The organism is Duganella rivi (assembly GCF_009857435.1).
GTDB classification, from domain to species: Bacteria; Pseudomonadota; Gammaproteobacteria; order Burkholderiales; family Burkholderiaceae_D; genus Rugamonas; species Rugamonas rivi.
In genome coordinates, this window is record NZ_WWCK01000006.1 from 616,309 (window position 1) to 638,554 (window position 22,246).

General features: G+C 61.3%; 17 protein-coding genes. 10 read left to right on the top strand and 7 right to left on the bottom strand.

Translation table 11 applies throughout. From position 1 onward, the window contains the following. The 4 genes from GTP45_RS22350 to GTP45_RS22365 all read right to left on the bottom strand — a co-directional run bounded on the left by GTP45_RS22350 (position 1) and on the right by GTP45_RS22365 (position 3,535). Complete coding sequence (locus tag GTP45_RS22350; protein WP_161016041.1) at positions 1-675, bottom strand: SDR family oxidoreductase; 675 nt, start codon at positions 673-675, stop codon at positions 1-3. A 2-nt stretch (positions 676-677) separates the two neighbouring features. After that, complete coding sequence (locus GTP45_RS22355) at positions 678-1,877, bottom strand: acetyl-CoA C-acyltransferase (protein ID WP_161016042.1); 1,200 nt, start codon at positions 1,875-1,877, stop codon at positions 678-680. Positions 1,878-1,895: 18 nt separating this feature from the next. Continuing rightward, positions 1,896-3,080, bottom strand: coding sequence for an isovaleryl-CoA dehydrogenase (locus GTP45_RS22360; RefSeq protein ID WP_161016043.1), 1,185 nt, complete (start codon positions 3,078-3,080; stop codon positions 1,896-1,898). A 65-nt stretch (positions 3,081-3,145) separates the two neighbouring features. Continuing rightward, entirely contained in the window at positions 3,146-3,535 is a 390-nt protein-coding gene (locus GTP45_RS22365) for a MerR family transcriptional regulator (protein WP_161016044.1), read from the bottom strand. 254 nt (positions 3,536-3,789) lie between these two features. Between GTP45_RS22365 and GTP45_RS22370 the strand changes: the two genes are divergently transcribed. Together GTP45_RS22370 and GTP45_RS28080 are read left to right on the top strand one after the other, a co-directional pair. Beyond that, positions 3,790-4,197 (top strand): hypothetical protein, encoded by a 408-nt coding sequence (locus GTP45_RS22370; RefSeq protein ID WP_161016045.1) that lies wholly within the window; start codon positions 3,790-3,792, stop codon positions 4,195-4,197. Between the two features lie 231 nt (positions 4,198-4,428). After that, entirely contained in the window at positions 4,429-4,599 is a 171-nt protein-coding gene (locus GTP45_RS28080) for a hypothetical protein (RefSeq protein ID WP_166454693.1), read from the top strand. Here the strand turns inward: GTP45_RS28080 and GTP45_RS22375 are convergent. The 3 genes from GTP45_RS22375 to GTP45_RS22385 all read right to left on the bottom strand — a co-directional run bounded on the left by GTP45_RS22375 (position 4,596) and on the right by GTP45_RS22385 (position 7,924). Next, positions 4,596-5,204 (bottom strand): UbiX family flavin prenyltransferase, encoded by a 609-nt coding sequence (locus GTP45_RS22375; RefSeq protein ID WP_161016046.1) that lies wholly within the window; start codon positions 5,202-5,204, stop codon positions 4,596-4,598. The genes GTP45_RS28080 and GTP45_RS22375 overlap by 4 nt on opposite strands. Next, positions 5,197-5,508 carry a Grx4 family monothiol glutaredoxin gene (gene grxD, locus GTP45_RS22380; RefSeq protein WP_161016047.1) on the bottom strand — a complete coding sequence of 104 codons (312 nt, stop codon included), beginning with the start codon at positions 5,506-5,508 and terminating at the stop codon, positions 5,197-5,199. The genes GTP45_RS22375 and grxD overlap by 8 nt, the downstream gene beginning before the upstream one ends. A 67-nt stretch (positions 5,509-5,575) precedes the next feature. Next, entirely contained in the window at positions 5,576-7,924 is a 2,349-nt protein-coding gene (locus tag GTP45_RS22385) for a Tex family protein (protein ID WP_161016048.1), read from the bottom strand. A gap of 185 nt (positions 7,925-8,109) precedes the next feature. Between GTP45_RS22385 and GTP45_RS22390 the strand changes: the two genes are divergently transcribed. The 8 genes from GTP45_RS22390 (at position 8,110) to mlaE (ending at position 22,232) form a co-directional block, all read left to right on the top strand. Beyond that, complete coding sequence (locus GTP45_RS22390) at positions 8,110-11,238, top strand: DEAD/DEAH box helicase (protein ID WP_161016049.1); 3,129 nt, start codon at positions 8,110-8,112, stop codon at positions 11,236-11,238. A gap of 9 nt (positions 11,239-11,247) precedes the next feature. Continuing rightward, positions 11,248-12,384 (top strand): PAS domain-containing sensor histidine kinase, encoded by a 1,137-nt coding sequence (locus GTP45_RS22395; RefSeq protein WP_161016050.1) that lies wholly within the window; start codon positions 11,248-11,250, stop codon positions 12,382-12,384. Positions 12,385-12,435: 51 nt separating this feature from the next. After that, positions 12,436-13,116 carry a response regulator transcription factor gene (locus GTP45_RS22400; RefSeq protein WP_008443102.1) on the top strand — a complete coding sequence of 227 codons (681 nt, stop codon included), beginning with the start codon at positions 12,436-12,438 and terminating at the stop codon, positions 13,114-13,116. Between the two features lie 178 nt (positions 13,117-13,294). After that, positions 13,295-13,996, top strand: a complete 702-nt coding sequence (locus tag GTP45_RS22405; protein WP_161016051.1) for a transposase — start codon at positions 13,295-13,297, stop codon at positions 13,994-13,996. 138 nt (positions 13,997-14,134) lie between these two features. Beyond that, a complete protein-coding gene (locus GTP45_RS22410; RefSeq protein WP_161016052.1) occupies positions 14,135-18,859 on the top strand; it encodes a glutamate synthase-related protein in 4,725 nt (1,574 codons plus the stop codon). Between the two features lie 66 nt (positions 18,860-18,925). After that, on the top strand, positions 18,926-20,389 hold the full coding sequence (locus GTP45_RS22415; protein ID WP_161016053.1) for a glutamate synthase subunit beta: 1,464 nt from the start codon (positions 18,926-18,928) through the stop codon (positions 20,387-20,389). Between the two features lie 257 nt (positions 20,390-20,646). Next, positions 20,647-21,450: an ABC transporter ATP-binding protein gene (locus GTP45_RS22420; protein ID WP_371874496.1), complete on the top strand. Its 804-nt coding sequence runs from the start codon at positions 20,647-20,649 to the stop codon at positions 21,448-21,450. After that, positions 21,447-22,232 carry a lipid asymmetry maintenance ABC transporter permease subunit MlaE gene (gene mlaE / locus GTP45_RS22425; protein ID WP_161016055.1) on the top strand — a complete coding sequence of 262 codons (786 nt, stop codon included), beginning with the start codon at positions 21,447-21,449 and terminating at the stop codon, positions 22,230-22,232. The genes GTP45_RS22420 and mlaE overlap by 4 nt, the downstream gene beginning before the upstream one ends. Positions 22,233-22,246 lie beyond the last annotated feature (14 nt).

Below are 22,246 nucleotides of genomic sequence, written 5' to 3' on the forward strand. Positions count from 1 at the left end.
TTACCAGCCGATGGTTGTGCCATCGTAGTTCAGGTATGCCGCCTTGTCCGACGCGGGTAGCGTCGCCAGCGTGTTGCGGATGCCTGCCGCGCTCTCTTCTACCGAGAGATGTGCGTCGGCGCCACCCATGTCAGTGCGCACCCAGCCCGGATGCAGGGCCACGCAGGTGGCGCCTTGTTTGCCGAACACCAGCGCCGTATCGAGCAGCACGGAATTCAGCGCCGCCTTGCTGGCGCGGTACAGCGAACCACCGGGCGAATTGCGCTCGCTCAGTGATCCCATGCGCGACGACAGCACCGCTAACTTGCCATTCCCACGCGACGCGCACACCAGCGGCGCGAGGATCGGCAGCAGCCGCATCGCCGCCAGCACGTTGGTGTGCATGACGGCGTTGAAGTCGGTCTCCATCGGGAAGCCGTCGTGACGCGGGCCGTACACGCCGGCGTTCAGGATGGCGACGTCCAACTCTTCGCCATCGAGTTTCCAGCCGATGCCTGCCACCGCTTCAACGTTGGTCACATCGAGCTTGTGCGGTTCGGCGCCAAGCGCCAACAGCGCGTCGCAGTCTTCCTGCTTGCGCGCCGTGGCGATCACGCGCCAGCCGTCGGCCCGGTACTGCTTGACCAGTTCCAGGCCGATGCCGCGCGAGGCGCCGACGACGAGTGCAGTCGCCATGCTTACACCAGTTCCACTGCTACCGCAGTCGCTTCGCCGCCGCCGATGCACAGCGCCGCTACGCCTTTCTTGCCGCCGGTGCGTTTCAGTGCGCCCAGCAGCGTCACGATGATGCGCGCGCCCGATGCGCCGATAGGGTGGCCCAGTGCGCAAGCGCCGCCGTGGATGTTGACCTTCTCGTGCGGGATGTCGAGGTCGCGCATGGCGGCCATCGGCACGGCGGCGAAGGCTTCGTTGATCTCGAACAGGTCAACGTCCTTGGTGCCCCAGCCGATTTTCTTGTACAGCTTTTCAATCGCGCCAATCGGTGCGGTGGTGAACCAGTTTGGTTCCTGCGCGAAGGTGGCGTGGCCCAGCAGGCGGGCGATCGGCGCCAGGCCCAGTTCCTTGGCTTTCGATTCGCGCATCAGCACCAGCGCCGCAGCGCCGTCGTTGATCGACGACGACGAGGCGGCGGTGATGGTGCCGTCTTTCTTGAACGCGGCGCGCAGCGTAGGGATTTTTTCGACTTTGGCTTTCAGCGGGCCTTCGTCCTTGTCGATCACGGTGTCGCCGGCGCGCGAGGTCACGGTCACTGGCGCGATCTCCCACTTGAAGTAGCCTTCGCTGGTGGCGACTTGCGCGCGCTTCACCGATTCGATGGCGAAGTTGTCCTGCGCCTCGCGGGTGAATTCGTACTTGGCCGAGCACTCTTCGGCGAAGGTGCCCATCGAACGGCCTTCGCCGGTTTTCTCGTTGCGCGAGTAGGCGTCTTCCAGGCCGTCGTACATCATGTGGTCGAACATCATGCCGTGGCCGATGCGGTAGCCGCCGCGTGCTTTTGGAATCAGGTAGGGCGCGTTGGTCATGGACTCCATGCCGCCGGCGATGACGACGTCGGCGCTGCCGGCCACCAGCTGGTCGTGCGCGAAGATGGTGGCCTGCATGGCCGAGCCGCACATCTTGGACAGGGTGACGGCGCCGGTGGACGTCGGCAGGCCGGCTTTCAGCAAGGCTTGGCGCGCAGGCGCCTGGCCCTGGCCCGCCATCAGGCAGTTGCCGAAGTAGACGTGTTCGACCAGCTTGCCGTCGATGCCGGAGCGCTCAACGGCGGCTTGAATCGCCACAGCGCCCAGATCGTGCGCGGACTTGGCGGAGAAGTCGCCCTGGAAGGCGCCCATGGGGGTGCGGGCTGCACCGACGATTACGATAGGATCGTTCATTTTCCTGTCCTTCTAAAATTATTTGGTTTCGGCGAACAATTCGCGGCCGATCAGCATGCGGCGGATTTCGCTGGTGCCGGCGCCGATTTCGTACAGCTTGGCGTCGCGCCACAGGCGGCCGACCGGGTATTCATTGATGTAGCCGTTGCCGCCCAAGGTTTGGATCGCTTCGCCGGCCATCCACGTGGCTTTTTCGGCGCTGTACAGGATCGCGCCGGCGGCGTCCTTGCGCAGGTTGCGTACTTGCTCCGGCGTGGTGGCGCGGTCGCAGGCCTGGCCGACGGCGTAGACGTAGGCTTTGCACGCCATCATGGTCGAGTACATATCGGCGATTTTGCCTTGCATCAGCTGGAACTCGCCGATCGGCTGGCCGAACTGCTTGCGGTCGTGGATGTACGGCACCACCACGTCCATGCAGGCCTGCATGATGCCCAGCGGTCCGCCGGACAGCACGGTGCGCTCGAAGTCGAGGCCCGACATCAGCACGTTGACGCCCTTGCCCAGGCCGCCCAGCACGTTCTCGGCCGGCACTTCGCAATCTTCAAACACCAGCTCGCCGGTGTGCGAGCCGCGCATGCCCAGCTTGTCCAGTTTCTGCGCGATGGAGAAGCCTTTGAAGCCTTTTTCGATCAGGAAGGCGGTCATGCCTTTCGGGCCGGCTTCGAGGTCGTTCTTGGCGTACACCACCAGCACGTCGGCGTCCGGGCCGTTGGTGATCCACATCTTGGTGCCGTTCAGCACCCAGCGGTCGCCTTTGAAATCGGCGCGCAGCTTCATGCTGACCACGTCGGAACCGGCGTTCGGCTCGGACATGGCCAACGCGCCGATGTACTCGCCCGAAATCAGCTTTGGCAGGTATTTTTTCTTCTGTTCTTCGGTGCCGTTGCGCTTGATCTGGTTGACGCACAGGTTCGAGTGCGCGCCATAGGACAGGCCGACCGAGGCCGAGGCACGCGAGATTTCTTCCATCGCTACGATGTGGGCCAGGTAGCCCATGTTGGCGCCGCCGTACTCTTCCGGCACGGTGATGCCCAGCACGCCCAGTTCGCCCATCTTGCGCCACAGATCCATCGGGAACTGGTCGCTGCGGTCGATGTCGGCCGCGCGCGGGGCGATTTCGGCGGCGGCGAACTGCTGCACGGCTTCGCGCAGCGCGGCGATGTCCTCGCCGTGGTCAAAAGTCAGGCCTGGGAGATGGAGCATGTCTTCCTCTATTCGTTATTGGTTTGAAGCGGCCATGATACGCCGATGTGACGTTAACGTAAACGTCAAGCAGCGGCCTGCGCGGCCAGCAGACGCTTGCACTCGTCCTCGTGGGCCTGGATTTCGGCCAGCGACATTTCAATGTCCTCGCGCTGCTGTTCCAGCGTTTCGCGGTGCTGGGCCAGCACGCCGAGGAAGCGGTGCATCTGGGCCACCGAGTCCTTTGGCGTTTCGTACATATCGACCAGGCTCTTGATCTCGGCCAGCGACAGGCCGAGGCGCTTGCCGCGCAGGGTCAGCTTGAGGCGGGTGCGGTCGCGCGGCGTATAGACGCGGTTGCGGCCGCCGGCGCCTTCGCGCGATGGGCTGAGCAAGCCTTGGTCTTCGTAAAAACGGATCGCGCGCGCCGTGATGTCGAATTCGCGCGCCAGTTCGGTGATAGTGTAGGTGGACATTTTTCTCGTTAGATTGCCGTTTACGTCAACGTCAAACCATTGTAGCGCGAGTTAGTGGTATCGTGCGACGTGAAACATCGCGCGGCAGCATGATGGCCGACCGCCTGCGCGAGCCAAATAAAATTTGCCGAACATTTGCGCTCACTTTAGCCTCTTCAAATGATAAAATGTTAATTATCGAATCCTGTAAAGTCACAGTTGAGGCAGCCCTCGAAGAGACTGACTTTCATGACGCAACGTGAAATAGTTCAATTATGAATTCTTCTAATGAACGCGAAAGCTTTAGCCAGCGCCTGCAACAGGCTCTTAAAAACGCCCACTATTCGCCCGACAGCCCGACCCGGTTGGCGCGCGAATTCAATATCCGGTTCGACGGACGGCCAATTACCGTCCATGCGGCCCGGAAATGGCTGGTAGGCGAGGCGATTCCGACGCAGGAGAAGCTGCGCATGATCGCCCAGTGGCTGGGCGTACCGGCCGAGTGGCTGCGCTTTGGCGGCCCGGAAGAAGGCGCGCCGCCCGGTGACGGCGGCAATGGCTTGTCGCGTTTTGAGTCGGCCGACGTCAAGCTGATCGCGGATTTGCAGCGTTTGGACGAGCATCACCGCCAGATCGCGCGTGAATTTATCCGCATGCTGGTACGGGTGAACTACCAAAAGTAGTTATTTTTACGTAGTACTACGGAGAGATGTTGACCGCACCGGGATGTGCTTCAACCATATATTCATGAAACTGGGTTCAGGATAGACCGGTTTTTGTTCGGAATTAGGGCGCACCTGCGGGAGCGCCCTTTTTATTTTCGCTATCTTTGCGATTTGTCATGGTTTCATCGCCGATTTCAGGCACAATAGGTCAGAACCTACTTTTCGGGGAGTCACGCTTTGAGCCGTTTGATGAAAAGCAATTACAGCAACGCCGCCCAGCTGAAAGATTTGATGACCGCCCCGCCCATGAGCGCCGCCCAGCACGCTGAAGTGATGCGCAAGCGCATTGCCCAGCGCCGCATGGTGGAAGAAGCCCGTGAACTGAAGCGCGCCAGCAGTTCTTACTACGACAAGCGTTAAGTCTGTCCCGTGTCGCCGCCGGCGGCGCCCTTGAGGCCCGCCCAGCGTGGCGCCAGTGCGTGCTCTATCCCAAATAAATCAATGACGCGGGCCACCGTGTGGTCGACCATTTCCGCAATTGTCTGCGGGTTGTGATAGAAGCTAGGTAGCGGGGGGAAGATGATGCCGCCCATTTCCGTGACCGCCGTCATATTGCGCAGGTGCGCGAGGTTGAACGGGGTTTCCCGTACCATCAGCACCAGGCGGCGGCGCTCCTTGAGCACCACGTCGGCGGCGCGCGCGATCAGGTTGTCAGACAAGCCGTGGGCGACTGAAGCCAGCGTTTTCATCGAGCAGGGGGCGATAATCATGCCCTCGCTCTGGAACGAGCCGCTGGCAATGGCTGCGCCAACATCGCGCACCTTGTGCACCACGTGGGCATAGGATTCAACTTCGCGCCGCTGCAAGCCGGTTTCCTGGTGCAGGGTGAGAACCGCGGCGTCCGAGATCACGAGGTGGGTCTCGACGCCTGCGATATGTTGTAAAACTTGCAGCAGACGCACGCCATACACCGCACCGGTGGCGCCGGTGATGGCAATGACAATCCGCTGAGGCCGATCAGGCATCCAGCAGGGCTTTCAGTTCGCCCGACTCAAACATCTCGTTCATGATGTCCGAACCGCCGATGAATTCACCCTTGATGTACAGCTGGGGAATGGTCGGCCAGTTCGAGTAGTCCTTGATGCCTTGGCGCACTTCCGGGTCTTCCAGCACGTTCACGGTGGCAATGTTTTCAACGCCGCACGCTTTCAGGATCTGGATAGCACGGCCGGAGAAGCCGCATTGTGGGAACTGGGCGGTGCCCTTCATGAACAGCACCACCGGGGTGTTGGTCACGGTTTCTTTGATCCAAGTTTGTACGTCGCTCATAGCTGCCTCTAGGGTGTAAAGATGTCGAATACCGGCATTTTATAAGAAAATGCCGGCGCCCGTGATTTTACCCCCGCAGCTTGGCGAAGGCGGCGGCCATGCTGCCGCCCATCGCCGGCTCGCGGGTTTGCGACTTTTGCTGCTGGCCCATGGCGCGGCGGTCGTTGCGGTCGCCGCGCTGCTGCGGCTGCGAACCGGCTTGCGGCGCGCTGTCGGAGAGGCGCATGGTCAGGGCGATGCGCTTGCGCTTTTCGTCCACTTCCAGCACTTTCACTTTCACCACCTGGCCGGCTTTCACCACCGTGTGCGGATCTTTGACGAAGGTGTTGGACAGCGCCGAGATGTGCACCAGGCCGTCCTGATGCACGCCGATGTCGACAAACGCGCCGAAGGCGGCCACGTTAGTCACCACGCCTTCCAGGATCATATCCGGGCGCAAGTCCTTGATTTCTTCCACGCCTTCTTTAAAGGTGGCGGTGGTGAATTCAGGGCGTGGGTCGCGGCCTGGCTTTTCCAGCTCCTTCAGGATGTCGGTGATGGTCGGTACGCCGAACTTGTCGTCGGCGTACTTGGCCGGTTGCAGGCGCTTGATCAGGGCGGTATCGCCGATCACGCCTTTGATGTCCTTCTGGATGTCGCTCAGGATTTTTTCCACCAGCGGGTAGGATTCCGGGTGGACTGCCGAGGCGTCCAGCGGGTTCTCGCCGTTCATCACGCGCAGGAAGCCGGCCGCCTGTTCGAAGGTCTTGTCGCCCAGGCGCGGCACGGATTTCAGGGCTGCACGCGAAGTGAACGCTCCCTTCAGGTCGCGGTAGGCGACAATCGCCTGCGCCACCGAGGACGACAAGCCCGACACCCGTGCCAGCAGCGGCGCCGAGGCGGTGTTCACATCCACGCCGACCGCGTTCACGCAATCCTCGACCACGGCGTCCAGCGTGCGCGCCAGCTGGGTCTGCGACACGTCGTGCTGGTACTGGCCGACGCCGATCGATTTCGGATCGATCTTGACCAGCTCAGCCAGCGGATCTTGCAGGCGGCGCGCAATCGACACCGCGCCGCGCAGCGACACGTCCATGTCCGGCAGCTCTTTCGAGGCGTACTCCGACGCCGAGTACACCGACGCACCCGCCTCGGACACCACGATTTTGCTCATTTTTTGCTCAGGGAAACGCTTGAGCAGGTCTTGCGCCAGCTTGTCGGTCTCGCGCGAAGCGGTGCCGTTGCCGATCGAAATCAGCGATACATTGTGCTTCATGGCCAGCTTGCCCAGGGTGTGCAGCGAGCCTTCCCAGTCATTTTTCGGCTGGTGTGGATAAATCACGGCGGTATCCACAACCTTGCCGGTGGCGTCCACCACCGCCACTTTGACGCCGGTGCGCAGGCCAGGATCGAGGCCCATGGTGGCGCGCTGGCCGGCCGGGGCTGCCAGCAGCAAGGCTTTCAAGTTGGTAGCGAATACGTTGATGGCTTCCAGCTCGGATTTCTCGCGCAGTGCGCCCATCAATTCTGTATCCAAATGCATGAAGCTTTTCACACGCCAAGTCCAGCGCGCGGTGTCTGACAGCCACTTGTCGGCCGGGCGGCCGGCGTTCTTGATGCCGAAACGGGCGGCAATGCGGCTCTCGCACGGATTGTGCGGCGCGTCCCACTTTGGTTTTTCCGGCTCGGAATCGAGGCGCAGGGCCACATCCAGCACGCCTTCACGGCGGCCGCGCATCAGCGCCAGGGCGCGGTGCGACGGCACGCTGGCCAGCGGCTCGGAATAATCGAAATAATCGGCGAATTTTTCGCCCTCTTCTTGCTTACCTTCAATAACTTTCGACTCAACAATGCCATGCTCTTGCACATATTCGCGCAAGGATTGCAGCAAGGTAGCGTCTTCGGCAAAGCGTTCCATCAGGATCTGGCGCGCGCCGTCGAGGGCGGCTTTGGTGTCGGCCACGCCCGGATTGTTGCCGTCGGCGGTGGTGAAGGCTTCGCGCAGGTACTTGCCGGCTTCCGTCTCAGGATTCAGTTCTGGATTGTCGAGCAAGCCGTCCGCCAGCGGCGCCAGGCCCGCTTCGATGGCGATTTGCGCCTTGGTGCGGCGTTTTTGTTTGTACGGAAGATATAAGTCTTCCAGACGGGTCTTGTCTTCTGCGTGCATGACAGCATCTAGCAACTCTGGTGTCATCTTGTTTTGCTCGGTAATCGATGCCACGATACTGGCGCGGCGATCTTCCAGCTCGCGCAGGTAGCGCAGGCGTTCTTCGAGCAGGCGCAGCTGGGTGTCATCGAGCCCCCCGGTCGCCTCTTTACGATAGCGGGCGATGAAAGGAACGGTGGCGCCCTCGTCCAACAGGGCGATGGCGGCGGCAACTTGGGCCGGCTTGGCGGCCAGTTCGAGGGCAAGACGTTGTTCGATAGAAGGCAACATGGTGATGATTCCTAGACAGACAAGCCCGGAATAATACGCCATCAGCCGTCTGAAAGGAGGGCGAACGTGGGGAAGCCCACGCTATCGAACAGGTTTTACAAGAATTACGTGAACACGAACGCTTCAATGGCGGATAATATTGCCTGTTGCTGTTTTTGAACTATCTTTGACCAACAATGCGACCTATGGATCTTACCCGCGACGACGCCCCTGCCGCCCCTGCTGCTCCAGCACCGGCTACCACACGCCCAGCGCCGCCTGCGAATCAATTGTCGTACGCCGTAGCCACCTGGCTGCAGCGTGTGGATGCGGCAGCGCATCCCAAGGCCAAGCTCACTCCGCCGCCGGTCGATAACGACCCCAAGCAAACCCAATACAAACTGATCTACGTGATGGCGCCCACCAGCGGCGGCCGCCACGTAGCGCTGTGCCTGTACAAGGCCCGCCTGCGCCCGAACGGCGACGTGGCGGCGGCCAGTCCGGTCAGCGAGGTATTTTCGCTGCTGTCGACGCCACCGACTTTCATGACGCAAGCCGACGAAGACCTGATCCGTTTCTTTGTCGCAATGCGCAGCGGCCAGAATTCGCAGACCGGTTCGGCTACCGAGCCGCGCGGCAAGATCGGCGCGGCGCTGCTGAATATGCTGGCCGAGCAGGACAAATTGTTGTGGGCAAACTCGTGGGCCGACGTCGGCAATGGTCTGGTCTATCCGCTCAAGGGCGGCGTGTTGCGCGAAGCGAATCTGGCGTGGCGCGAAGAGGGCAAGGGTTTGCGCTTGGGCTGGCAGGTCGCGCCGCCGCCGGGCGCCAAGCATGTCGGCGCCGACCAGGTCGACTACATGCTGCCGACCGATCCGCCGTGGTACATCGATAACCTGTCGTGCGGCGTGCTGCAATTGAACCAGGGCGGCACCGAGATCCCGCTGGCCGACCTGCAAGCGCTGGTGGCGCAAGCGCCGCTGCTGACCAATAACGACAAGATGCGCGTGTCGCAGCTGCTGCTGGCGCACGGCCTGCAAGGCTTGATGCCGCTGCCGCAACCGCTGCCGCAGCGCATGCGCGACGACGTCAAGCCGCGTCCGGTGCTGACGCTGGATGCGGCCATGCTGGCCGATGGTTCGCTGCAACGCTGGAACGACTTTGCCGTGCTGTCCTTCGATTACGACGGCGAGCGCGTGTCGTTCGATCCATCGCAGCGCGTGGTGCGCCAAAAAGGCGACGTTACCGAAATCATCCAGCGCGACAGCAGCGCTGAGGACGACGCGCTGGCCGCATTGACCGAGCGCCATTTCGTTGCGCCTAGCACTCTGCCGCTGAGCAGCGTCAAGGGCGGCCTGTTGCTGCCTAGCCAAGCCGAGTGGATACGCTTTGCCCGCGACGGCATCTCCGCGCTGAAAGAAGCTGGCTGGAAAATCGAAAAAACCGTCAAGTATCGCTACGACACGCAAGAAGTCGGCGACTGGTACGCGGAAGTAGTGGAAGACGAGGCTGATGGTGGCCGTGCATGGTTCGATCTCGAACTCGGCATCATGGTCAACCAGGAGCGCGTGCCGTTGCTGCCGGTGCTGGTGCAACTGATCCGCAATGCGCCCAACGATTTCAATCCGAAAGTCATCGCCAACCACGGCGAGGAAGACCAGATGCTGGCTACGCTGGCGGATGGCTCGCGCGTTGCCCTGCCATGGGGCCGCGTCCGTCCGATCTTGAACACGCTGGGCGAGTTGTATTTCAGCGACAAGATCAAGAACTCGCTGCACATGGCCACGCTGGATGCTGCGCGCCTGGACGAACTGGCCCGCAACGTGGAACTGGAATGGACCGGCGGCGCCGAGCTGCGTGAAATGGGGGCGCGCCTGAACCAGTTTGGCGCGGTGAAACGTGTCGCCACACCGGCCGGTTTGCAAGCCACCTTGCGTGACTACCAGACCGACGGCCTGTCGTGGATGCAATTCCTGCGCGAGTACGGCTTCGCCGGCATCCTGGCCGATGACATGGGCCTCGGTAAAACCGTGCAAACGCTGGCACACATCCTCGTGGAAAAAGAAGCCGGCCGCCTGACCGCGCCGGCGCTGGTGATCGCGCCAACCAGCCTGATGGGCAACTGGCAGGAAGAAGCTGCGCGCTTCGCTCCCGGCCTGAAAGTGCTGCTGCTGCAAGGCAAAGATCGCATGGGCCAGTTCGACCAGATCGATGAAGCCGATCTGGTGCTGACCACCTACGCCCTGCTGCCGCGCGACGAGGAAAAGCTGCGCGAGCACGATTTCCATCTGGTCATTCTCGACGAGTCGCACTACATCAAGAACACCCGTTCCAAGGCGGCCCAGAGCGCCGGCCTGCTGCGTGCGCGCCATCGCCTGTGCCTGTCGGGTACGCCGCTGGAAAACCACCTTGGCGAGCTGTGGTCGCAATTCCACTTCCTGTTGCCGGGCTTGCTTGGCGACGAGAAGGGCTTCAACACCGTGTTCCGCCATCCGATCGAACGGCAAGATGATCCGCTGCGCCGCGCGCTGCTGAACCGCCGCATCAAGCCCTTCCTGCTGCGCCGTACCAAGGACAGCGTGGCGAAAGAGCTGCCGCCGAAAACCGAGATGGTGCGCAAGGTCGAACTGACCGGCGCCCAGCGCGACCTGTACGAAACTGTGCGTCTCGCCATGGATCAAAAAGTGCGCGAGGAAATCGACCGCAAGGGTGTGGCGCGCAGCCAGATCGTGATTCTGGAAGCGCTGCTCAAGCTGCGCCAAGTGTGCTGCGATCCACGCCTGGTCAAGTCCACCACCAAGAAACAGCAAGCAGCCGGTTCGGCCAAGCTGGCCGACCTGATGCAGATGGTCGAAGACTTGCTGGAAGAGAAGCGCAAGATCCTGGTGTTCTCGCAGTTCACCAGCATGCTGGAGCTGATCGAGGAAGAACTGGAAGCGCGCGATATTCCCTATGCCTTGCTGACCGGCGACACCAAAGACCGCAGCGCCCAAGTGGCGGCCTTCCAGCAGGGCGCCGTGCCTATCTTCCTGATATCGCTGAAGGCAGGCGGTGTCGGACTCAACCTGACGGCGGCCGACACGGTTATCCACTACGATCCATGGTGGAATCCGGCTGCGGAAAACCAGGCCACCGACCGCGCGTGGCGTATCGGACAAGACAAGCCGGTGTTCGTGTACAAGCTGATCGCCAAAGGCACGCTGGAAGAAAAAATCCAAGTCCTGCAACAGAAGAAATCCGACTTGGCGCAATCGATCCTGGCCGAAGGCGAATCGCAGAAGATGGCGCTGACGCAGGAAGACCTGCAGCAGATCTTTGCACCGCTGGTTGAATAGGAGACGGCGATGACGCAGACGATAGCGGAACTCCAGGCGGCCCTCAAGCAGTCGCAAGCGAACGAGGCCCGCTACCGGCTGCTGCTTGATCACAGCAGCGAAATCAGCTGGATGGCCGACTGCGCCAGTCTCCAGCTGACGTGGCTGAGTCCGGCGGCCGAGCGGCAATTCGGCTACACCCTGGAAACCGCGCAGGCGCTGGCTGCCGGCCTGCTCAAGGATTTGCAGGCGCGGCTGTCGCGCTACGCCGAGGGCGACCTGAGCCGTCGTCGCTTGCTGCGTGAAACCGAGTTGGCGCACAGCGATGGCCACGCGGTGCCGGTGGAAATCGAATCGACCCTCATCCTGGACGAGCATGGCACGCCGTCCACCGTGGTCGGCGTGGTGCGCGACCTCACCGCGCGGCGCGAGCTGGCCGTGCAGCAAAAAAAATTCGCCTCCATGCTGTCGCATGAATTCCGCACACCGCTATCGACCATCGACGGCGCCGTGCAGCGGCTGGAAATGACCGGCAGCCATCACGACGAAGGCACCCGCAAGCGCTACCGCAAAATCCAGACGGCCGTAGACCGCATGCTCGCCATGCTGGATGAATATCTGTCGCCGGAGCGCATGGCCAGCATTGGCCGCGAGCGCCAACCCAACGAAATCAACCCGTCCATGCTGTTGCAATCTGCGGCCGAGCAAGCCCAGCGCCGTCGCAAAACGGTCACGGTGCAGACCCAGGAGCTGCCGCAGTGGATGCGCTGCGACCCTTCCGGCATGCGTTTGTGTCTCGAAATCCTGCTCGACAATGCAATAAAGTACACAAGCGATAATATTCCGATAGAATTGGTGGGGAGAATTGCAACAGAAGGTGGCGTCGAATTTTTAGTGCGCGATCATGGCGCCGGCATCCCGGAAGCGGAATTGCCGCATGTTTTCGACAAAGCCTATCGCGGCAGTAACGCTGCAAGCGTGGCGGGATCAGGGCTGGGCCTGTACATGGCACGCTCGATAGTCGATGTCCACGGCGGCACGGTGACGGCCCGGAATGTTTCTGAAAGCGGCACGGAATTTCGGATTTGGTTGCCCGTGGCGGCCAATGCCGGGAAAAGCCTTGCGCCTGCCGATGCCAGCAGTGATAATTCCTTGGACGCAAGCTGATTGTCCCAGGTCTGGGCACAATTGCCCAACAATTGAACGAATGGCGCATCAATGACGCAAATACTCATCGTGGAAGACAATCTCGACTACGCCGAAGAAATGGCGGAGTTCCTGACTGAACTTGAACACGAAGTACACATCACCAACAACGCCAGCGATATGTGGTCGGCCCTCAGCCAGGGCAATGTGGGCGTGGTCGTACTCGACCTCGGCCTACCGGACGAGGACGGCTTCAATGTGATTCCGCGCATGCGCCAGCTTTATCCGCAAATCGGCTTGCTGGTGCTGACTGGCCGCGTGGCTTTCGACAATCGCATCCTGGGTTTGCGCCTTGGCGCGGACCATTACTTGACCAAGCCTATCAAATTCCCGGAATTGGCGGCGCACATTGAAGCGCTGGACCGCCGCGTCGGCCCGCAAGAGACGATTCCGGCGCCAAGCAAGTGGACGCTCAAGGTCAGCGCCCGCCAGCTGGAACTGCAAGGCATGGCGATTACGCTGACCGAGAAAGAGTGCAATTTCCTGCACCTGCTGACCATCAACACGCGGCCGGTGCCGCGCCAGGTGATCGTGGCGGGCATTGGTGGTGACGACCCGGATGCGGGCCGCCGCGTGGACATGCTGGTGTACCGCCTGCGCAAAAAAGCGCGTACCGGTCTCGGCCAAGACCTGCCGCTGCGCAGCGCGTACGGCGAGGGCTATAGCCTGTCGGCCAGCTTTAATTTATCCTAAAACCCAAACCGATAGAGGGGTCTGACCCCGTACGGGGTCAGACCCCGCAGCGGACCGCAGTGCGGGGTACAAATAGGGACGGAGTCACGCCGTTTTGCACAGGCGCTGAATCTAATGGGGACGGAGTCATATTAAGGGGGTAGAATTTGGGTTTTATCACCCCCTTTTTATTATTTGTATGGCACGCCTGCCCCGTTTAATCGTTCCCCACCAGCCGCATCACGTCATCCAGACCGGCGCCAACAATCAAGACGTGTTCCTTGACGCTGAAGATTACCAAACCTTCCTCGGCTGGCTGCGTACCGCCGCCAAAACCTACAAAGTGGCAGTCCACTGCTACGTTTTGATGCCAAATCACCTGCATTTGCTGGTCACGCCCTCCGATGACACCGGCTTGGGCCAGATGATGCAATGGGTGGGCCGCTATTACGTGCCTTATTTCAACCAAAAGTATTCCCGCAGTGGAACTTTGTGGAACGGGCGCTACAAAACCTCGCTGATCGACGCTGACGCCTACTTTATGTTGTGCAGCCGTTACATCGAGTTCAATCCTGTACGCAACGGCATGGTGGCGCGGGCCGAGGACTATCCGTGGTCGAGCTACTGCCACCATGCCGGCATCCGCCCGGACGGCCTGGTGACCGACCACGCCAAGGTGTGGGAACTCGGTAACACGCCATTCCAGCGCGAGGCCGCCTACAGCGCGCTGTCCCAGCCGGCGCTGACTGCTGACGAAATCACTTTAATTGGCAAATCGCTACTCAAAGGCTGGCCGCTGGGCTCGCAGCAGTTCCAGACCGCTCTGCAAGCCAAGGTAAAACGGCAGGTATTGCCGGCAAAACGCGGCCGGCCGTTCAAAATAAAGCCTGCCACCGAATAAGGCTTCACTCTGTCCCCAATTAAAAAAATAAGCTTCTGAGGAAAATTTAATTCGACTCCGACCCTAATTTTTCTTGTTGAGGTTTACGCTGCATTGCACTAACCTTGCGTTTCGAGCCACAGTCCCTGGAGTTTAGCCATGAAAGCGCAAGGTCTTTACGATCCGTCCAATGAACATGATGCCTGCGGCGTCGGGTTCGTCGCCCACATCAAGGGCAACAAGAGTCACTCGATTGTGGAACAGGGTCTGCTGATCTTGAAGAACCTCGATCACCGCGGCGCGGTGGGCGCCGATCCGCTGATGGGCGACGGCGCCGGTATCCTGATCCAGATCCCGGATCAGTACTACCGCGACGAAATGGCTAAGCAAGGCGTGGAACTGCCGCCACCGGGCGAATACGGCGTCGGCATGGTATTCCTGCCGAAAGAAAACGCCTCGCGCATCGCCTGCGAACAGGAAATCGAGCGCGCCGTGCGTGCCGAAGGCCAGGTGGTGCTGGGCTGGCGCAATGTGCCGGTGGACGTCGATATGCCGATGTCGCCGACCGTGCGCACCAAGGAACCGGTCATTCGCCAGATCTTCATCGGTCGCGGCGCCGACATCATGGTCACCGACGCGCTCGAGCGTAAGCTGTACGTGATCCGCAAATCGTCGGGCCACGCGATCCAGGCGCTGAAACTGATCCACGGCAAAGAATTCTTCGTGGCCTCGATGTCGGCCCGTACCATCGTCTACAAGGGCTTGCTGCTGGCTGACCAGGTGGGCGTGTACTACAAAGACCTGCAAGACGCGCGCTGCGTGTCGGCGCTGGCGCTGGTGCACCAACGCTTCTCAACCAACACCTTCCCGGAATGGCCGCTGGCCCACCCGTACCGCCTGATCGCCCACAACGGCGAGATCAACACCGTTAAAGGCAACTTCAACTGGATGCGCGCCCGCGAAGGCGTGATGAAGTCGGCTGTGCTGGGCGAAGACCTGCAAAAGCTGTTCCCGCTGATCTACGAAGGCCAGTCGGACACCGCCTGCTTCGACAACGCGCTGGAACTGCTGCTGATGGCAGGCTACCCGCTGGCCCAGGCGATGATGATGATGATCCCGGAAGCCTGGGAAAATCACGGCACGATGGACGACAATCGCCGCGCGTTCTACGAATATCACGCCGCCATGATGGAACCGTGGGACGGCCCGGCCGCTATGGCCTTCACCGACGGCCGCTACATCGGCGGCACGCTGGATCGTAACGGCCTGCGTCCCGCACGTTACATCGTGACCGACGACGATCTGGTGGTGATGGCGTCGGAATCAGGTGTGTTGCCGATTCCTGAGTCGAAAATCATCCAGAAATGGCGTCTGCAGCCGGGCAAGATGTTCCTGATCGACCTGGAAGCTGGTCGCATCGTTGACGACAAAGAACTGAAAGACACCTACGCCAACGCCAAGCCGTACAAGGCATGGATTAACGCGGTGCGCATCAAGCTCAACGAAATCAAGCTGAGCGAAAGCCAGCTGGCGCACAACCGCGCCAAGGACAAGCCTGCCGCCGGCGAAAAAGCCGTGCCATCGCTGCTGGATCGCCAGCAAGCTTTCGGCTACACCCAGGAAGACCTGAAATTCCTGATGGCGCCGATGGCCGCCGCCGGCGAAGAAGCGACCGGCTCGATGGGCAATGACTCGCCGCTGGCCGTCATGTCCAACAAGCTGAAGCCGCTGTACTCCTACTTCAAGCAGCTGTTCGCGCAGGTGACCAACCCGCCGATCGACCCGATCCGCGAAGCGATGGTGATGTCGCTGGTATCGTTCATCGGCCCCAAGCCTAACCTGCTGGATACCAACAACGTCAACCCACCGATGCGCCTCGAAGTGTCGCAGCCGATCCTGGGCTTCGACGATATGGAACGCCTGCGCAACATCAGCCAGCACACCGGCGGCAAGTTCAAGTCGTACGAGCTGGGCATTTGCTACCCGCTGGCCTGGGGCAAGGAAGGCGTGGAAGCCTGCCTCGCTTCGCTGTGCGCGGAAGCCGTGGACGCCGTTAAATCGGGCCACAACATCCTGGTCGTGTCCGACCGCAGCATCGGCCCAGACCGCGTGGCGATCCCTGCGCTGCTGGCCACCTCGACCATTCACCAGCACCTGGTCAGCAAAGGCCTGCGCGCCTCGACCGGCCTGGTGGTGGAAACCGGCTCGGCCCGCGAGACCCATCACTTCGCCCTGCTGGCCGGCTATGGCGCGGAAGCGATCCACCCGTACCTGGCGATGGAAACCCTGGCCGAGATGGCACACGGCATGCCGGGCGATATGTCGGCTGAAAAAGCCATCTACAACTTCACCAAGGCCATCGGCAAAGGCCTGATGAAGGTGATGTCGAAGATGGGCATCTCGACCTATATGTCCTACTGCGGCGCGCAAATCTTTGAAGCTGTCGGCCTGAACAAGTCGCTGGTCGATAAGTATTTCCGTGGCACCGCCTCCAACGTGGAAGGCATCGGCGTGTTTGAAGTGGCGGAAGAAGCGCTGCGCCTGCACAACCTGGCTTTCGGCGACGACCCAGTGCTGGCCAACCACCTGGACGCCGGCGGTGAGTACGCCTTCCGCATCCGCGGTGAAGACCACCTGTGGACGCCGGACGCCATCGCCAAGCTGCAACACTCGACCCGCTCGAACAACTATTCGAGCTATAAAGAGTACGCCCAAATCATCAACGACCAGAGCAAGCGCCACCTGACCCTGCGCGGCCTGTTCGAGTTCAAGATCGATCCAAGCAAGGCGATTCCGCTGGATGAAGTGGAGCCAGCCAAGGAAATCGTCAAGCGTTTCGCCACCGGCGCCATGTCGATGGGTTCGATCTCGACCGAGGCGCACGCCACGCTGGCCGTGGCCATGAACCGCATCGGCGGCAAGTCCAACACCGGTGAAGGCGGCGAAGATCCATCGCGCTACACCATGGAGTTGAAAGGCATCAAGATCAAGCAGGGCGAGACCATGGCCTCGGTCATGGGCAAAGAGCAGATGGTGGTCGATATTCCGCTGCAAGAAGGCGACTCGCTGCGTTCGCGCATCAAGCAGGTGGCGTCGGGCCGTTTCGGCGTGACCGCTGCTTACCTCAACTCGGCTGACCAGATTCAGATCAAGATGGCGCAGGGTGCAAAACCGGGCGAAGGCGGCCAGCTGCCGGGCCACAAGGTGTCGGAATACATTGCAACGCTGCGCTTCTCGGTGCCGGGCGTGGGCCTGATTTCGCCTCCTCCGCACCATGATATCTACTCGATTGAAGACTTGGCGCAGCTGATTCACGATCTGAAAAACGCCAATCCGCGCGCTTCGATCTCGGTCAAGCTGGTGTCGGAAGTGGGTATCGGCACCGTGGCTGCGGGCGTGACCAAGGCCAAGGCTGATCACGTGGTGGTAGCAGGCCATGACGGCGGCACCGGCGCTTCGCCGCTGTCCTCGGTCAAGCACGCCGGCACGCCGTGGGAGCTGGGCCTGGCTGAAACGCAGCAGACCCTGGTACTGAACGGCCTGCGTAGCCGTATCCGTGTACAGGCCGACGGCCAGATGCGTACCGGCCGCGACGTCGTCATCGCCGCGCTGCTGGGCGCCGACGAAATCGGCTTCGCTACCGCACCGCTGGTGGTGGAAGGCTGCATCATGATGCGCAAGTGCCACCTGAACACCTGCCCGGTCGGCGTTGCGACCCAGGATCCGGTGCTGCGCGCCAAGTTCTCGGGCAAGCCTGAGTACGTTGTGAACTACTTCTTCTTCGTCGCCGAAGAAGCCCGCCAGCTGATGGCGCAACTGGGCATCCGCACCTACGACGAGCTGATCGGCCGCGTCGACCTGCTGGACAAATCCAAGGCGATCTCGCACTGGAAAGCCAAGGGCCTCGACTTCAGCAACATCTTCTACGCGCCGGAAGTGCCGAATGGCGATTCCGTCTACCACACGATGGAGCAGGATCACGGCCTCGACAAGGCGCTCGATCACAAGCTGATCGCGCAAGCCAAGGCGGCGCTGGAAAAAGGCGAGCGCGTGTCCTTCATCTCGCCGGTGAAGAACTTGAACCGCACTGTGGGCACCATGCTGTCGGGCGAAGTGGCCAAGCGCTACGGCCACGCCGGCCTGCCGGACGACACCATCCACATCCAGCTGCAAGGCACGGCCGGCCAGTCGGCATGCGCCTTCCTCGCGCACGGCATCACCATCGACCTGGTGGGCGAAGGCAACGACTACGTCGGCAAGGGCTTGTCGGGCGGCCGCATCATCGTGCGTCCGAACACCGAGTTCCGTGGCTGGGCCGTGAACAACATCATCATCGGCAACACCGTGCTGTACGGTGCGATTGCCGGTGAAGCCTTCTTCAACGGCGTGGCCGGCGAGCGCTTCGCGGTGCGTAACTCGGGCGCCACCGCCATCGTCGAGGGCACCGGCGACCACGGTTGCGAATACATGACCGGCGGCACGGTCGTGGTGCTGGGCAACACCGGCCGTAACTTCGCGGCAGGCATGTCGGGCGGCATCGCCTACGTGTACAACCCGGACGGCGATTTCGAATCGCGCTGCAACACTGCCATGGTGTCGCTGGAGCCGGTGCTGACCACCAAGGAGCAGGAAGCACAGAGCGAAACCTGGCACATCCAGCACAAGGACATCGGCCGCGAGTCGGACGAGGTGATCCTGAAGCGCTTGATCGAGCGTCACTTCAAGCACACCGGCAGCACCCGTGCCCGCCTGTTGCTCGATAACTGGGCCGAGAGCCGCGGCAAGTTCGTCAAAGTATTCCCAAGCGAATACAAGCGCGCGCTGGCCGAGATGGCCGAAGACGTGGCAAACGAAGCCGCATCCGCTCAACCGATCGCTGCCTAATACAACGCCACGTTGTCCCGGCCTACGCCGGGACGACGGCTCAAAAGATTACGAAGGAAAAATATCGTGGGTAAAATCACCGGCTTCATGGAATTCCAGCGTCAGGAAGAAGGCTATCTGCCGCCAGCGACGCGCCTGAAAAACTACGCGGAATTCGTCATTCCGCTGACCAACGAGCAAGCCAAGGTACAGGGCGCGCGCTGCATGGACTGCGGCATCCCGTTCTGCAACAACGGCTGCCCGGTCAACAACATCATCCCGGACTGGAACGACCTGGTTTATCGCGGCAACTACCGCGAGGCACTGGACACCCTGCACTCGACCAACAACTTCCCGGAATTCACCGGCCGCATCTGCCCGGCCCCGTGCGAGGCTGCCTGTACCCTGGGTATCCACGAACTGCCGGTCGGCATCAAGTCGATCGAGCACAAAATCATCGACGAAGGCTGGGAACACGGCTGGGTGGTGCCGCAGCCTGCGGCCAAGCAAACCGGCAAGAAAGTCGCCGTGGTCGGTTCCGGCCCAGCCGGCCTGGCCGCTGCCCAGCAGCTGGCGCGCGCCGGCCACGCTGTGACCGTATTTGAAAAATCCGACCGCATCGGCGGCCTGCTGCGCTACGGCATTCCAGACTTCAAGATGGAAAAGTCGCACATCGACCGCCGCATCAAGCAGATGGAAGCCGAAGGCGTGGTATTCCGCACCAGCGTGTTGATCGGCAAGGACTTCCCGGCCAACGTCAACAACTGGGCCAAGGAAACCATCTTCCCTGAAGATCTGCAAAAAGACTTCGACGCCGTGGTGCTGGCCGGTGGTTCCGAATCGCCGCGCGACTTGCCGGTGCCGGGCCGTGAGCTCAAAGGCGTGCACTTCGCCATGGACTTCCTGCCGCAGCAAAACAAGGTCAACGCCGGCGACAAGCTGAAAGACCAGATCAAGGCCACCGGCAAGCACGTGGTGGTGATCGGCGGCGGCGACACCGGTTCCGACTGCGTCGGCACCTCGAATCGCCACGGCGCCGCCTCGGTGACCCAGTTTGAACTGATGCCTATGCCGCCGGAGCAAGAGAACAAGCCGCTGGTGTGGCCATACTGGCCGACCAAGCTGCGCACCTCGTCGTCGCACGAGGAAGGCTGCGAGCGCGACTGGGCCGTGGCCACCAAGCGCCTGGAAGGCAAGGGCGGCAAGGTTGAGAAGCTGATCGCCTGCCGCGTCGAGTGGAAAGACGGCAAGATGACCGAAGTGCCGAACTCGGAATTCGAAATGAAAGCCGACCTGGTGTTCCTGGCCATGGGCTTCGTCTCGCCGGTCGCCAACATCCTCGACGCTTTCGCAGTTGAAAAAGATGCACGCGGCAACGCCAAGGCCACCACCGATGGCGAAGGCTGCTACAAGACTTCCGCAGCCAAGGTATTTGCTGCCGGCGACATGCGCCGCGGCCAATCCCTGGTGGTGTGGGCGATCCGCGAAGGCCGCCAATGCGCGCGCGCGGTCGACGAGTTCCTGATGGGCAGTTCCGAGTTGCCGCGCTAAACTCAAAACACGGCAATCAGGCTCCGCCTGACTCCCTGCCGGGTACGGATGGGCGATCCCCAGCCGTACCCGGTTTTTTTTGAAAGTATCGCCTGCTGCACTGCATGAATGTAACAATTGGTGCCCGGTGTAAATTGCTGACTTTGGATTCAGTAGTGTTGTATTATCTGCCATTCGCCACCGCCAAAAGAGGTGGTCTCCAGCAGAGATTGTGCTTTCTGCACTACAATACGGCATTCCAAAAAATGAGTTCAGTCGTGGCTAATCTAGTCGAAATCCGTGATTTACACTTCACCTATGGCAAGCGGGCGATCCTGTCGGGCTTGAACATGGACTTCCCACGCGGGAAGGTGATTGCGATCATGGGCGGCTCCGGCAGTGGCAAGACCACCGTGTTGCGCCTGATCGGCGGCCAGTTGCGTCCGCAGAAGGGCCACGTTAAAGTGCAAGGCCAGGTGGTGCATAAATTGAATACCGCCGGCCTGTATCTGCTGCGTCGCAAGATGGGCATGCTGTTCCAGCACGGCGCCTTGTTCACCGACCTGACCGTGTTTGAAAACGTCGCCTTCCCGCTGCGCGAGCACACCGATTTGCCGGAAGAATTGATCCGCAACCTTGTGCTGATGAAGCTGCAGGCGGTGGGCCTGCGCAACGCCGCCAAGCTGAAGCCCGGAGAAATCTCCGGCGGCATGGCGCGCCGCGTGGCGCTGGCGCGCTCGATCGCGCTCGACCCGGAATTGATTATGTATGACGAGCCGTTCGCCGGCCTCGATCCGATCTCGATGGGCGTTACCGCCAACCTGATCCGCAACCTGAATTCGGCGCTCGGTTCGACCACGGTGCTGGTGTCGCACGATGTCAAAGAGAGCTTCGCCATCGCCGACTATGTTTATTTCCTGTCGCAAGGCAAGATCGTTGCCAGCGGCACGCCGGCCGAGATGCTGGTGTCCACCGATCCGTACGTGAAGCAGTTCGTCAACGCGGAAGCGGACGGCCCGGTGCCGTTCCACTATCCAGGCAAGTCCCTGGCCGACGACCTGGGCCTGGGAGTGAAAGTATGAGTTTGAAGAATTGGTTGTCCCGGCTGGGCGCGCCGCTGCGCGATTACATTGAAAGCATCGGTTTCGGCGCGCGCACGTTCGGCGCCATGCTGGGCTTGTCGCCGGGGCTGCTGAAACGCCCGCGCCTGGTGGTCGAGCAGCTGCATTTCATCGGTAACTATTCGATGCTGATCATCACCCTGTCCGGTCTGTTCGTTGGCATGGTGCTGGGCTTGCAGGGTTACTACACCTTGAACAAATACGGCGCCGAGCAATCGCTGGGCCTGCTGGTGGCGCTGGGCCTGACCCGCGAACTGGGCCCGGTGATCACCGCGCTGCTGTTTGCCGGCCGCGCCGGCACTTCGCTGACCGCAGAAATCGGCCTGATGAAGGCCGGCGAGCAGCTGTCCGCCATGGAAATGATGGCCGTCAACCCGATCCAGCGCGTGCTGGCGCCGCGTTTCTGGGCCGGCGCCCTGTCGGTGCCGCTGCTGGCCTCGGTGTTCAGCGCCGTTGGCGTGTTGGGCGGCTGGCTGGTCGGCGTGCAGCTGATCGGCGTGGACGACGGCGCGTTCTGGTCGCAGATGCAAGGCGGCGTCGATATCTACAAGGACATTTTCAACGGCTTCGCCAAGAGCGTGGTGTTTGGCATTGCCATCACCTTCATCGCCCTGTACCAGGGCTATGAAGCCCAGCCGACCCCGGAAGACGTGGCCCGCGCCACCACCCGCACGGTCGTGATCTCATCGCTGATGATCTGGTGGCTGGACTTCATGATGACGGCGTTGATGTTCAGCAAATAAGCAGCAAATAAGCA

Excerpts from the sequence above, each read along its gene's own strand:
- GTP45_RS22410 (WP_161016052.1), top strand. The coding sequence starts at position 14,135 with ATGAAAGCGCAAGGTCTTTACGATCCGTCCAATGAACATGATGCCTGC.
- GTP45_RS22355 (WP_161016042.1), bottom strand. The coding sequence starts at position 1,877 with ATGAACGATCCTATCGTAATCGTCGGTGCAGCCCGCACCCCCATGGGC.
- GTP45_RS22405 (WP_161016051.1), top strand. The coding sequence starts at position 13,295 with ATGGCACGCCTGCCCCGTTTAATCGTTCCCCACCAGCCGCATCACGTC.
- GTP45_RS22375 (WP_161016046.1), bottom strand. The coding sequence starts at position 5,204 with ATGCCTGATCGGCCTCAGCGGATTGTCATTGCCATCACCGGCGCCACC.
- GTP45_RS28080 (WP_166454693.1), top strand. The coding sequence starts at position 4,429 with ATGAAAAGCAATTACAGCAACGCCGCCCAGCTGAAAGATTTGATGACC.
- GTP45_RS22360 (WP_161016043.1), bottom strand. The coding sequence starts at position 3,080 with ATGCTCCATCTCCCAGGCCTGACTTTTGACCACGGCGAGGACATCGCC.
- GTP45_RS22400 (WP_008443102.1), top strand. The coding sequence starts at position 12,436 with ATGACGCAAATACTCATCGTGGAAGACAATCTCGACTACGCCGAAGAA.
- GTP45_RS22350 (WP_161016041.1), bottom strand. The coding sequence starts at position 675 with ATGGCGACTGCACTCGTCGTCGGCGCCTCGCGCGGCATCGGCCTGGAA.
- GTP45_RS22390 (WP_161016049.1), top strand. The coding sequence starts at position 8,110 with ATGGATCTTACCCGCGACGACGCCCCTGCCGCCCCTGCTGCTCCAGCA.
- GTP45_RS22370 (WP_161016045.1), top strand. The coding sequence starts at position 3,790 with ATGAATTCTTCTAATGAACGCGAAAGCTTTAGCCAGCGCCTGCAACAG.
- mlaE (WP_161016055.1), top strand. The coding sequence starts at position 21,447 with ATGAGTTTGAAGAATTGGTTGTCCCGGCTGGGCGCGCCGCTGCGCGAT.
- GTP45_RS22385 (WP_161016048.1), bottom strand. The coding sequence starts at position 7,924 with ATGTTGCCTTCTATCGAACAACGTCTTGCCCTCGAACTGGCCGCCAAG.
- grxD (WP_161016047.1), bottom strand. The coding sequence starts at position 5,508 with ATGAGCGACGTACAAACTTGGATCAAAGAAACCGTGACCAACACCCCG.
- GTP45_RS22365 (WP_161016044.1), bottom strand. The coding sequence starts at position 3,535 with ATGTCCACCTACACTATCACCGAACTGGCGCGCGAATTCGACATCACG.
- GTP45_RS22395 (WP_161016050.1), top strand. The coding sequence starts at position 11,248 with ATGACGCAGACGATAGCGGAACTCCAGGCGGCCCTCAAGCAGTCGCAA.